8 protein-coding genes are annotated in these 12,920 nt (G+C 73.4%); 5 read left to right on the top strand and 3 right to left on the bottom strand.

The window, feature by feature from the left end:
* Nucleotides 1-6: 6 nt before the first annotated feature.
* Nucleotides 7-252 carry a hypothetical protein gene (locus AC5L38_RS07680; protein WP_495242036.1) on the bottom strand — a complete coding sequence of 82 codons (246 nt, stop codon included), beginning with the start codon at nucleotides 250-252 and terminating at the stop codon, nucleotides 7-9.
* Entirely contained in the window at nucleotides 242-3,121 is a 2,880-nt protein-coding gene (locus AC5L38_RS07675) for a type 2 lanthipeptide synthetase LanM family protein (protein WP_495242035.1), read from the bottom strand. The genes AC5L38_RS07680 and AC5L38_RS07675 overlap by 11 nt, the downstream gene beginning before the upstream one ends.
* A 571-nt stretch (nucleotides 3,122-3,692) precedes the next feature.
* On the opposite strand from AC5L38_RS07675, the gene AC5L38_RS07670 reads away from it, so the two are divergent.
* The 5 genes from AC5L38_RS07670 (at nucleotide 3,693) to AC5L38_RS07650 (ending at nucleotide 11,811) form a co-directional block, all read left to right on the top strand.
* The gene (locus tag AC5L38_RS07670) at nucleotides 3,693-6,800 is read left to right on the top strand and encodes an aminotransferase class V-fold PLP-dependent enzyme (protein ID WP_495242034.1); all 3,108 of its coding nucleotides are present in this window, start codon (nucleotides 3,693-3,695) and stop codon (nucleotides 6,798-6,800) included.
* 7 nt (nucleotides 6,801-6,807) lie between these two features.
* A complete protein-coding gene (locus tag AC5L38_RS07665) occupies nucleotides 6,808-8,124 on the top strand; it encodes a cytochrome P450 (protein ID WP_495242033.1) in 1,317 nt (438 codons plus the stop codon).
* A 6-nt stretch (nucleotides 8,125-8,130) separates the two neighbouring features.
* Nucleotides 8,131-9,603 (top strand): anthranilate synthase component I family protein, encoded by a 1,473-nt coding sequence (locus tag AC5L38_RS07660; RefSeq protein WP_495242032.1) that lies wholly within the window; start codon nucleotides 8,131-8,133, stop codon nucleotides 9,601-9,603.
* Complete coding sequence (locus tag AC5L38_RS07655; protein ID WP_495242031.1) at nucleotides 9,600-10,172, top strand: anthranilate synthase component II; 573 nt, start codon at nucleotides 9,600-9,602, stop codon at nucleotides 10,170-10,172. The genes AC5L38_RS07660 and AC5L38_RS07655 overlap by 4 nt, the downstream gene beginning before the upstream one ends.
* A 217-nt stretch (nucleotides 10,173-10,389) precedes the next feature.
* Nucleotides 10,390-11,811, top strand: coding sequence for a class II 3-deoxy-7-phosphoheptulonate synthase (locus AC5L38_RS07650; protein WP_495242030.1), 1,422 nt, complete (start codon nucleotides 10,390-10,392; stop codon nucleotides 11,809-11,811).
* Nucleotides 11,812-11,932: 121 nt separating this feature from the next.
* Here AC5L38_RS07650 and AC5L38_RS07645 read toward each other — a convergent pair whose 3' ends face one another.
* The gene (locus AC5L38_RS07645) at nucleotides 11,933-12,904 is read right to left on the bottom strand and encodes a glutathione S-transferase family protein (protein WP_495242084.1); all 972 of its coding nucleotides are present in this window, start codon (nucleotides 12,902-12,904) and stop codon (nucleotides 11,933-11,935) included.
* Between the last annotated feature and the right edge of the window lie 16 nt (nucleotides 12,905-12,920).

Below are 12,920 nucleotides of genomic sequence, written 5' to 3'. Positions count from 1 at the left end.
TGCTATTTAGGGATTGCTCATGGAGATGGGGTTGACGGGGTCGTCCCCGCCCACGGCCAGCACCGCGTGCGCCGCGGTGTCCGGCGAGCCGAAGGCGATCGTCGTCCCCGCCGTCAGGCCGGCCAGTACCAGCGCGCGGGTCACCGGGGACACCCCGGCCAGCCTGACCATGATCGATCCGGCCGGGTTCCCCAGCCGGTCCTGCCACGGCGCGCCCTGCTCCCCGGCGGTCGAACGGTTCTCAGAGTCCACGGATCTCTCCTTCATCAGTCGGCCGCAACAGCAGTACCGACGGTGTCATCTCGGGAAGGGCCAGCCTGAGCAGGCCGTGGCCGATACCGGCCAGGCCGTCCAGCAGGCCCGGGGTCGACGCGTGGCGGGGAGTACCGCACCGCGCCCCGTAGGTGTCCAGCGAGGCCAGCAGCCTGCCGGTGTGGCGGTGCAGTGACCGCCGTGCCGCGGGGTCGCCTCGCCGGGCGAGGGCGCTCAGCGTCTCCAGACGCCCCGCCTCGCCGTGGCACAGGCCGTGTCCCCCCAGCGGGACGTCGGAGACCGGGGACGCCGCCGGGTCACCCGGGAGGACGGTGTCATCCCCCGGAAAGGCAGCACCTGGAAAGGCAGCACTCGGGAAGGCAGCGTCTGGGAAGGCGGCATCCGGAAAGGCAGCACTCGGAAAGGCAGCGTCGGCCAGGGCCAGGCGCACTCCCGCCCGGCCGTGGCACCAGGTGTCCTCCCCCGCCACCCGCGCGGCGGCGCGGGTGAGCAGGCGGGCGCCCTCCACGCTCGGCCCCCGCCGGAGCAGCGCCCACCCCATGCCCGCGGCGCCGAAGGCGAAACCGGGCGGCAGATCCGCCGGGGGGGCCGCGTCCGCCAGGCGTTCCGCGCACGCCGCCGCCACGCGGCCCGCCGCGGCCGACCCCGTGTCGTGCCGGACGGCGAGCATCGCGGCCAGGCACCCGGCCAGGCCGTCGTGGACGTCCAGCGGCGCCTCGTCGGTGACCGCCGCGCCGGCCGCCTCCACCGCGGGCTCCACCCAGCTCGCCACCTCGGCGTCGCCGAGCAGGACACCGAGCCGCGACAGGCCGTACGCGATGCCGCCGAGGCCGCCGAATCCCCCGCAGCCCACGGCCCGCAGCAGGGCCTCGTGCGCGGCGATCCGCTCCAGCAGCCCCGGCAGGGGCCGTACCGCCATCCGGGCGAAGTCCATGTAGCGGGAGATGCCGGTGGCGCGGCTCGCCTGCGCCAGGAACAGCGCGACACCGAGGTACCCGCCGGCCAACCCGGCGCCCAGCGGCATGATCGTCCACCGGCCGTCCTCCAACGGCTCCAGGCCCAGCCAGTTGACGGTACGGCCGTCGCGGTGCGCGGTCGCGCACAGGCGGTCCGCGATGCCCCGCGCGGCGGCCACGAGCGCCGCCGGATGGGGCACCGTGGCCGGCAGCGGCGCCTCGGACGGCTCGCCGGGCGCGTGCCGCCCGCCCGTCACCCGGGCGGCCATCGACGCCTGGATGATCCACTCCTGGTTCTCCCGGTCGGCGGTGCCCAGCCGGGCCAGCTTCGCGGCCACGAGGTCCAGCCCGCTCTCCTGCGGGCGCCACGGCAGCGCCCTGCCCCCGCTGTCGCGGATCTCCCGCTCGCCGGGGGACGCGCCGAAGTACGGGATGTCCCCCGCCCACAGGTCGGCCCGCTCGGACGGCACCGCGGCCGACCGCGCGGGGTCGCCCGCCGACACGGCGTCCAGCAGGTCGAACACCTCGTCCCGGTCGGCGGCGGAGCGCATCACGTCCGGATGCGTCGACTCGGCCAGCAGCTCGCCGTAGAAGCGGGTGGGCCGCAGCAGCACGCGGACCTCGGCCCCGCCGAACCGCGCCAGCGGCCCGCGCAGCAGCTCGTCGCGCCCCGCCGCGATGGCGTCGTAGGCGCGCCGGAAACCGGCCAGCAGGCTCGGAACGTGGTCGGCCGGGTCGGCGTCCACCCCGTCCAGCGTGGGGCGGTTGGCCGCCCCGGCGAAACGGGTGACACCGCGCACCAGCCGCATGGTGTCCGTCCCGGCCCCCTCCCACCGGGCGGACAGGAACGGGTACGCCCCGTCCTTGTCCCCGCCCAGGCCGGAGACGTCCAGCGCGCCCTGCTCGCCGACCAGCATCCTCGGCAGCAGCGCGGTGCGCTGGACGGAGTCCCGCAGTGCGCGCAGCGCCGGGTCGGCGGACGCCTCCGCGGGCAGCGCCGCGTGGAACAGCGTCTCGACGTCGACCAGCACCGGCTGCCCCCCGCGGGCGACGAGGTTCTCGTAGTGCACGTCGATGGCGTTCAGCGCGTACAGCAGGGCGAGCAGCGCACCGGCGCGCGTGTAGAACCGCTCCACCTCGGCCGCGTCCGCGCACGGCCCGGCGGGCACGAACTCGGTCCAGCCGTAGCCCTCCATCGGCACCGCGCGCGGGACGCGCAGGCCGAGACCGGGGAGCCGTCCGTTGAGCCAGCCGAGCACCTCGGCGAAGTGCGGGTACGCCTGGACCGGCCGCGGCCGGTAGACGACCTTCGCGCCGCCGGCCAGGGTCACCACGGTGACGGCACGCCCCCCGAGATGGCTGTCACCGGCCGCGGAGAACTCCACCAGGTCCCCGGGCTCGTCCCCCAGCAGCTCCCGCAGGTGCTCGCGGTCCGCCGCGAAGCGCGTCAGGAGTTCCAGCCCCGCCTCCACCGCCTGGTCGGCGGCCTGGCGCAGCAGGCGGTCGAGGACGGGGTAGTCCCCCAGCAGCCCGGCGAGCCCCTCGTCACCGCCCACCCTGCCTACGAAGCCGGCGAACCGCTCGGCCGGCGTGGTCCCGGACAGCTCCCCTCGCACCCGCCGCGCGTTCAGCTCGAACACCAGGACCCGGGAGGCGATCCGCGTGAGCCGGGCCGTCAGGTCCGCCGCGAACCGCTCCCGGACCGAGGCGGACACGAGCCCGCCCTCCGGTCGTGGCGCGCCGGCGACCAGCCGCTCCACCGCCTGCCGTACGAGCGGACGCACCGCGTCCGACAGCGTCACATCCGACAGCGTCGCGTCCCGCCCCGCCGGAGCGCCCGTGACGTCCACGACGGCCCCCGGCGCCCCGGTCCCGGCGACGGGACGCCCCACCTCGGGAGCACCGGGAGCACCGGGAGCACCGGGAGCGGCGGGAGCGGCGGGAGCGGCGGGGACGGCGGGACGAGCCGCGTCGTGAGCGGCGGCCCGGTCAGAGGGGCGCGCCGCCGCCCGAGCTCGGGGCGGCACGACGGCGGACGGGCTCGCGGGGTTCACAGCCGTCAAGTATGGCGATCACCACGATCCGCGACATGGGGGCGATGCCCCCATATTTTCGCGATCCCCCGTCGAGCCGTCGTCGAGCCCTCGTCCACGACGGCGTCCCGGCGCACGCCCGCCGGTCCCCGCCCGGTGAACACCGCCGCCTCACCCGCCACCGCTCTCCGTACGGACGGCCCCGGGAGTCGAGCCGTTTCGGAGGGCTCGCGCCGCGGGACGGACATCCGGGGCTTCGCGACGGGCCCCGAGCCTCGTCGTGGGACCGGCTTACCCCGTCGTGCTCTCGCCCGTCTCTCGTTCCGCTCCGCGCCGGTACGGAGAGTAAGGCGAGAGGGCGGCGAGAGATGCCGCTCATAGCGTCGGTCTCAGGCTTTGACAGGACTCCATCGAACAGGGAGGAGACGCGATGCTGGCAGCCCGGGATGTGCGGGTGACGATCGTCGGCGCCGGACCGGTCGCTTGTCTGGTGGCGATCGAACTGCGGAAACGATCATTCGAGGTGAGTCTCTACGAGCGCGGTTCGGACGTGCGCCTGGCCACCGGAGCCCGAGGGCACTCCTTCAACCTGACCCTGACCAGACGTGGGCTGACCTCTTTGGACGGCCACATCGTGGACATGCTCTATCGCAACGGGGTCGTGCTGCCGCAGCGGGTCATCCACCATGTGGACGGGACGACGTCCCGCCAGCCCTACGGCACCGACCCCGACCTGCACCACCTGTTGTCGATCCCGCGGGGCCTGCTGCACGAGATGCTGCTCGACGAGGCCGAGAAGGCCGGGGCGCGGCTGAACTTCGGGTTCGAGTGCATCGGCGTCGAGCCCGCGTCGGGGTCGGCGACGTTCGTGGACGGCGGGGCGGGGATCGTGCGGACGAGCGCGGACCTGCTGGTCGGCTGTGACGGCGCGAACAGCATCGTCCGCCACGAGATGTTCCGGCGCGGGGCGCAGATGCGGATCTCCCAGGACTACGTCGCCGACGGCTTCGTGGAGATCCGCATACCCGCTCTCGCCGACGGCGGCCACGCGCTGCTGGACGCGGCGCGTGACCCCGAGAGCCCGCGCAACCCCCGGCACGGGCTGCACATCTGGCCCCGCGGCGAGTTCATGTTGCTGGCCCAGCCGAACGTGGACGGCTCGTACACCGCGGGCCTGTGGATGCCGATGGTCGGCGGGGACGACGGCGAGGGCGGCGAGCGGCTCGGGTGGGACCGGGTGCGCACGCCGCGGGACGTGCGCGCGTTGTTCGAGGAGCACTTCCCCGACGTGGTGGACCTGGCCTCCTCCTACGCCGAGGACGTGCTGCAGTGGTCGCCCGCGCCGCTGAAGACCGTACGCTGCGACCCCTACCACCATGGCCGGACCGTGCTCATCGGCGACTCGGCGCACACCCTGGTGCCGTTCTTCGGCCAGGGCATCAACTGCAGCTTCGAGGACGTACGGACCTTCTTCGCCCTCTTCGACCGCAACCTCGCCGAGACCGGTACCGAGAACGGGACCGGGAACGGGAACGGGACCGGGAACGGGCACGACGCCGCGGCCGCGCTCGCCGCCACGCTGCCCGCCTACACCGAGTGGCGCAGGCCCGCGGGCGACACCATCGCCGACCTGTCGCTCGCGATGGCCTCGGAGCTCAAGGACCGCAGCGGGGACGTCGCGTTCCAGACCCGCAAGAAACTGGAGAAGGAGCTGCACCTGCGGCATCCCGGGCTGTACGTGCCGCTCTACCACGCCGTGGCGTTCACCGACACTCCCTACCAGGACGCGGTGGCCCGCCACGAGCGGCACCGGGCGGTGCTCGACGAGCTGTGCTCGCGCCACGATCCCGCCGACGAGGTGGAACTGATCATCGCGGCGTACGCGGAGGCGCTCGACCACGCCGAGGCCGGCCCCGCCCCGGACCCCGGCTCCATCCCCGGCTCCATCCCCGTCTCCGGCCGGTCGAACGGGCGGCGGCCGGTGGAGATCGGCCACCTCGTCCCCGCTCCGCGAACGGAGCGGCGACCCGCAGCGGAACAGCGACCCGCAGCGAGACAGCGACCCGCGGCGGAACAGCGACCCGCGGCGGGACACGGCGCGGCGGGGACGGATCTGCACCTGGACCCGGCGCAGCAGAAGGAACTGCTCGACGTCGTGACGTCCCGTCTCATGGACTTCCACGAGGACCTGAGCAAGGGCAACCACCCCGCCTGGTACCGGGTCGCCGCCGCTGAGCCGCCGCGGGCCGAGCAGCGGGCCCCGCGCACCGGCACGGCCGTCGCCACCCTGCTCGACGAGATCTTCGACTCCGCGCTCCCCGACGGGATGATGCACCCCCACCCCGGGTTCATGGCCCACGTGCCCTCGGGCGGGCTGTTCCAGGGGGCCGTCGGCGAGTTCGTGGCCCGCAGCCTCAACCGGTTCGCGGGCGCCTGGGCGGCCGCGCCGGGTTTCGCCCGGCTGGAGGCCAACGTCATCGACTGGTTCTGCTCGCTGATGGGGTACGGCGAGGGCTCGTTCGGCTACCTGACCACGGGCGGGTCGATCGCGAACTTCATGGCGCTGCGGTGCGCGCTGGAACGCCTCCCCGAGCACCAGCACCACCGGGCGGCCGTGTACGTCTCCGAGCAGGGACACTTCTCGGTGGCCAAGGCGGAACGGCTGGCGGGCATCGGCGCCGGGGGACACCGGTCCGTGCCCACCGACGGCGCGTACCGCATGGACCTCGCCGCGCTGCGCGAGATGATCGAGCGGGACCTGCGCTACGGCACGCCGCCCGCCTGCGTCGTGGCCACCGCGGGCACCACGAACACCGGCGCCGTGGACGACCTGCGCGCCGTCGCCGCGCTGTGCCGCGAGTACGGCGTCTGGTTCCACGTCGACGCCTGCTTCGGCGGTTTCTTCCGCCTGACCCGGCGCGGGCGGGTGCTGCTGGACGGCATCGAGGACGCCGACTCGATCGCGGTCGACGCCCACAAGTCGCTGTTCCTGCCGCACGGCAGCTCCGCGTTGCTGGTGAGGGACAAGAGCACGCTCAAGCAGGCGTTCGCCATCCCCGACGCGGCCTACATCCCGGAGCTGTCGCAGGACGACGACCGCCCCGACTTCATGGACTACGGCCCCGAGCTGACCCGCGAGTTCCGCGGCCTGACCGCGTGGCTGCCGATCAAGATGCACGGCATCAACGCCTTCGAGCGCTGCCTCGACGACAAGCTCGACCTCGCCGAGGACCTGGCCACGCGGCTGGCCGGGGTGGACGGGATCGACATCGTCTCGCGGGGAGAGCCGCACCTGCCCACCGTGGCGTTCAGGGTGCGTGCCGACGACGCCGACGACGCAGCAGAGGCCGCCCGGCTCACCGAGCGGGCCTGCGAGCTGATCTGCTCCCGGGGCAACATCTACGTGGCCACCTCGGAGCTGCCGCACGAAGGACATGTGATCCGCGCGTGCATCATGCACCACCAGACCGACGCGGGGGTCATCGACCAGTTCGTCGAGGACGTCCGCTGGGCCCTGCGCAGGCTCGGAGAGGAGTAAGAGGACGATGTTGACCACCACCCCCGTACGACAGCTTCCCCCAGGCCCCGACGGGCCGGTCGTCGAGCAGCTCGCCGCGTTCGAACGGGATCCCTTCGGGTGCGTCGAGCGGGCGGCCCGGCGTTACGGCGACATGTTCACCCTGCGCCTGGGCGCGCTGGGCAACGAGGACCTCACCGCGGTCGAGCACAGCGACGACTGGGTGTTCCTGACCCGGCCTGACCAGCTCAAGGTGATGTACGGCTCGGACGACCGCACCAGCGGCGCCCTGGCCAACAAGGTGTTCTTCGGCACCGAGGAGGAGTCCGTCGGCTACATCGACGGCACCATGCACCGCAGGCGCCGCGCCCAGCTGCACCCCGCCTTCAGCGGCAGCCGCGACTACGCCGCGATCACCGCGAACGCGGTCGACGCGCACGTGGCGCGCTGGCCGCGAGGGGTGCCGTTCGACCTGTTCACCGCGTTGCAGGCACTGACGAGCGACATCATCGTCGAGGTGGTCTGCGGGGGGATGGACGCCGGGGACAAGGCCGCCCTCGCGGCGATGCTGCTCCCCATGGAGAACGCCGAGTGCGGGCGCGAGGAGATCCTGGAGGCCGACCGGGCCGTCCGCGCCTTCGTCGACGAGCGCCTGCCCGGCCACCTGGACCGCTGCGCGCAGGCGGGCGTGGACGACGTCTTCGCCGCCCTGCTGCGCCACGCCGCCGAGGGCGACGGCTCCCTGACCGACGAGGTGGTACGGGACGAGGTGTTCAGCCTGCTGTACACCGGTTTCTCCACCACGGCCAACACCCTGTCCTGGACGTTCCTGCACGTGCTCGACGACGACCGGGTCCGCGAGGAGCTGGGCCGCGAGCTCGGCGACCGCTTCCGCTCCCGCCCGGTACACGCCCAGGACTTCCGCGGGCTCGACTACCTCGACGCCACGCTCATGGAGGCGCTGCGGCTGCACCCGGTCTCGGCGCTCAACGGGGTGCGCATGGTCGTCTCGCCGATGCGGATCGACGACTACGAGCTGCCGCCGGGGACGTTCCTGGTCCACTGCGCATACCTGCTGCAGCGCGATCCGGACCACTACCCCGACCCGTCGCTGTTCCGGCCCGAGCGGTTCGTGGACGCCTCCGTCGACCCCTACGTGTGGGGCGCATTCGGCGGGGGTTCCCGCACCTGCGTGGGGCGCGGGTACGCCCGCGCGGAGATGCGCATGATCCTGGCGATGGTGCTGTCCTCGGTCCGCATGCGCGCGACCGGGCCGATCCCTCCCGCCCGGCAGCAAGGGATCTTCATGGCGCCCGAGCGGACCCGATGCGTTGTCGAGGAGTAGGCCCTGATGACCCTTTCACCCGTGCGCGCCGCGTTCGACCTGGACACCGTACCCGGCTGCGCCGAGGCCTCGGCCCTGGCGCGCGACCACGCCGTCATCCCGGTGTACCGGGAGTTCCTGGCCGACGCGCTGACCCCGATCACCGTGTTCGACCGGCTCTGCGGTCCCGACGACACCGGATTCCTGCTGGAGAGCGTGCCCGTCAGCGGTGACATCGGCAGGTACTCCTACATCGGGCACCGGCCCCGGCTGCTGGACCCGCCGGTGGGCGACCCGCTCGCCGCGCTGCACGAGATCGCCACGACATATGCCGCCCCGGTGCCCGGGGTGCCGCCGTTCCACGGCGGCGTCGTCGGCTACCTCGGCTACGAGGCCGCGAGCCGCTTCGAGCGCCTGCCGGTTCCCGACGGGCCGGCGCCGGGGGTCCCGGAGTCGGCGTTCATGACCGCGGAGGACCTGGTGGTGTTCGACCACGCCACCCGCAAGCTGCTGGTGCTGACGCTCTTCCGGCCCGACCGCGAGTCCTACGGGGACGCCGTGGAGAGGCTGGACCGCATGGGCCTGTGCCTGCGGTCCGCGCCCTCGGCCCCCGAGCTCGTCGGCCGGGCAGCGCGGTCGCGCCCGCGCATCTCGCCGGCCGGCGAGGGGTGGCACTCCAACGTCACCCGCGAGGAGTTCGAACGGCGTGTCCTGCGGGCGCGCGAGTACATCGCCGCGGGCGACGCGTTCCAGATCGTGCTCTCGCAGCGCTTCTCCCGGCCGCTGCGCGTCACCCCGCTGAACCTGTACCGGCACCTGCGCGCGGTGAACCCGTCGCCGTACATGTACCACCTGAGCCTCGGCGGGGGACGTCACATCGTGGGCGCCTCCCCCGAGCTGCTGGTGCGCACCGACGGCCGTATCGCCCGCACCAAGCCGCTGGCCGGCTCCCGGCCCCGCGGCGCGACCCCGCACGACGACCTGGCGATGGAGCGGGACCTGCGCGACGACGCCAAGGAGTGCGCCGAGCACGTCATGCTGGTGGATCTGGGCAGGCACGACCTCGGCCGGGTGTGCGCCCCCGGCACCGTGCGCGTGGAGCGCCTGATGGAGGTCGAGCGCTTCTCGCACGTGATGCACCTGTCCTCGACGGTGGCCGGAGAGCTGCTGCCGGAGGCGACCTGCCTGGACGCGCTGCGCTGGGCCTTCCCCGCCGGCACGCTGAGCGGCGCGCCGAAGATCCGCGCCATGGAGATCATCGCCGAGCTGGAGGCGGAGCGCCGCGGCGTGTACGGCGGCGCGATCGGTTTCGTCGGCGTCGGCGACAAGGCCGACCTCGCCATCGGCCTGCGGACCATGGTGATCGCCGACGACACGGTGTACGTCCAGGCGGGCGCCGGGATCGTGGCCGAGTCGGACCCGACCTCGGAGTACCTGGAGACCCTGCACAAGGCCAACGCGCTGTTCAGCGCGGTACGCGAGGCGGAGGCCACGACATGAGCGCGACCCCCAAGGTGGCGGTGATCGACAACTACGACTCCTTCACCTACAACCTGGTCCACTACCTCGCCGAGCTCGGCGCCGCGGTGTCGGTGTTCCGCAACGACGAGACGACGATCGGCGGGCTGGCCCGCCACGACATGCTGGTGATCTCCCCCGGCCCCCGCACCCCTGCCGAGGCCGGCCTGTCGGCACCGGCCGCGCGGGCGCTCACCGGCCAGATGCCGGTGCTGGGCGTGTGCCTGGGCCACCAGGGCATCGCCGCGGCGTACGGCGCCGAGGTGGTGCGGACGGCGCCGATGCACGGCAAGGCCTCGACGATCAGGCACGACGGCACGGGCATCATGGCCGGGCTGCCCAACCCGTTCACCGCCACGCGGTACCACTCGCTGGCGGTGGACCACGCGAGCCTGCCCGACGAGCTCGTACCCACCGCGTGGACCGACGACGGCGTGCTGATGGGGCTGCGCCACCGGTCGCACCCGACCTTCGGCGTCCAGTTCCATCCGGAGTCCGTGCTCACCCCCATGGGAAAGCGGCTCATGGCGAACTTCCTGAAGAGCGGATGACCGGCCCGCCGTGGGGACGGGCACGCGGCGGGAGCGCCCCGGCCTCCCGGGCCTCGACGGTTCCCCCGGCTTTCGTACCTCCCACGGCCTTCGTGCCTCCCACGGCCTTCGTGCCTCCCATGGCCTTCGTGCCTCCCGCGGCCGAGAACGGTGACCGCGACGCGTCACCCCGGAGCGGGCGCGATCGCGCAGATCTGGTGAAGGAGTTGTCAGCGGCATGCAGATGATTGATGTTCAGACCGGTGGTGCCACCGTCCTGCCGTCGTCCCGTACCGGCGCGCACCTGCCGCCGGACGGCTGGCGTCCGGACTCCTGGCGCGGGCTGCCCATTTCCCAGCAACCCGACTGGGCCGACCTCGGCGGGCTGGGCCGCGTCCTCGACGAGATCTCCCAGTTACCGCCGCTGGTGCTGCCCGGCGAGATCGAGGACCTGCGCGCGGAACTGGCCCGCGTCGCGGGCGGCCGCGCCTTCTTCCTTCAGGCGGGCGACTGCGCGGAGCGGTTCGGCTCCTGCATCGAGAACGGGGTGCGCGGCAAGCTCCGGCTGATCCTGCAGCTGGCGATCCTGCTGTCCTACGGCTCCGGCCTGCCGGTGATCAAGGTCGGCCGGATCGCCGGGCAGTTCGGCAAGCCGCGCAGCAGCCCGACCGAGGTCGTCGACGGCGTCGAGCTGCCGGTGTACCGGGGCGACATCGTCAACGACACGGCGCCCACCCCGGCCGCCCGCACCCCCGACGTCGAGCGGCTGCGCGGCGCCTACAACCACGCGTCGGCCACCCTGAACGTGCTGCGCGCGCTCCTGCAGGAGGGCTTCGCCGACCTGGAGCAGGTGCACGCCTGGAACCAGGAGTTCGTCCGGCGCAACCCGGCGGCCCGGCAGCACGAGGACGTCGCGGCCGACATCGCGTGGGCGCTGCGCTTCATGGCCGCGTGCGGCGCGGAGCGGACGGACCGGAGCGCTCCGCAGGAGTACCTCTACACCTCGCACGAGGCGCTGCTGCCCGGCTGGGAGGAGGCGCTGACCCGGCAGGACGAGGAGAGCGGGGCCTGGTACGCCACCAGCGCCCACATGCTGTGGGTGGGCGACAGGACCCGGGGGCGCGACGCCGCGCACATCGAGTACCTGTCCGGGATCGCGAACCCCATCGGGGTGAAGATCGGGCCGGACGTCACGCCCGCCGAGCTGCGGCTGCTGTGCGAGCGGCTGGACCCCGGCCACACGCCCGGCAGGCTGGTGCTGATCAGCAGGCTGGGCGCCGACCGGGTGCTCGACCTGCTCCCGCCGCTGGTCGACGAGATCCACGCCACCGGGCGGCCGGTGGTGTGGGCCTGCGACCCCATGCACGCCAACACCTTCCGCTCGCGGAGCGGCTACAAGACCAGGCGGCTGTCGGACATCACCCGCGAGGTCGCGGGGTTCTTCGCCGTGCACCGGGCCGCGGGCACCTTCCCCGGCGGCATCCACCTCGAACTGAGCGGCGACGACGTCACCGAGTGCCTCGGCGGGGTGGAGGAGGTGCTCGACGTCGACCTCGGGCACCGGTACGAGACCGCGTGCGATCCGCGGCTGAACGCCGGCCAGTCCATCGAGCTGGCCTTCGCGGTGGCGCGGCTGCTGCGGCGGCACTGCGCGGCATGACCCTGATCCGTCCTGGCTCCGGCCCCTCCGGAGCCAGGACGGATCAGGGAATGCCGGGCCGGGATCTCAGGCCACGAGGTATCGCGGAAAGCAGGACGACGCAGGGGACACCGGGGTCGCGTCAGACCGCGCGTCCCCGGGGCGGCACGGCCTCCGTGCCGGGCGGCGGCCCCGGCGGGGTGCCGTCCCCGAACGGCCTGCCGCCGAGCCCCTCGCGGCCGTGCGGGGTGAGCCATCCGGACAGGTCCGGGCCGCCGGGCACGATGTGACGGGGATTGCCCTCGTCCAGGACGAGGTGGTAGTGGCGCTTGATGTGGTCGAAGTCGACCGTGTCGCCGAAGCCGGGAGTCTGGAACAGGTCACGCGCGTACGCCCACAGCGCCGGCATCTCCGTCAGCTTCGACCGGTTACACCGGAAGTGCCCGTGGTAGACCGCGTCGAAGCGCACCAGCGAGGTGAACAGCCGGATGTCGGCCTCGGTGATCGTGTCGCCGACCAGGTAGCGGCGGGTCCGCAGCCGCTCCTCCAGCGCGTCCAGGCGGGCGAACAGCGCGTCGTAGGCCCGCGAGTACGCCTCCTGGGTAGTGGCCATGCCCGCCTCGTACACCCCGGCGTTGACATCGCGGAACACCAGCTCGTTCAGCTCGTCGATCTCCGCGCGCAGCGGCTCGGGGTAGAGGTCCGGGGCGCCGGGGCGGGCGAGGGCCGTCCACTGGGTCGCCAGGTCCAGGGTCATCACGCCGAAGTCGTTGGTCACCAGACGCCGGGTGGCCACGTCGACCATCGCGGGGACGCTGAACCCGCCGTCGTAGTCCGCGTCGGCGGCCAGGTACGCCTCGCTGAGGTAGCGGTAGCCGAGGACGGGGTCCCTGCCCTCGGGGCCGAGGCCGAAGTTCCAGCCCCGGTCGTCCTGGATGGGGTCGACGAGGGCCAGCGAGATCGCGTCCTCCAGGCCGAGCAGCCTGCGGCTCACCACGGCCCTGCTGGCGAACGGGCACGCGCGGCTCGCGACCAGCCGGTAGCGGCCCGCTTCCACGGGCCAGGCCGAGCCCGGATCCGCGGTGATCCGGGCGTCGAAGTGGCTGGGAGACATCACGGCCCCGGACTCC

The sequence above is a fragment of the Streptosporangium nanhuense genome, assembly GCF_059358815.1.
Note: the sequence above shows the minus strand (reverse complement) of the source record. Positions and strands in the feature narration are given on the sequence as shown.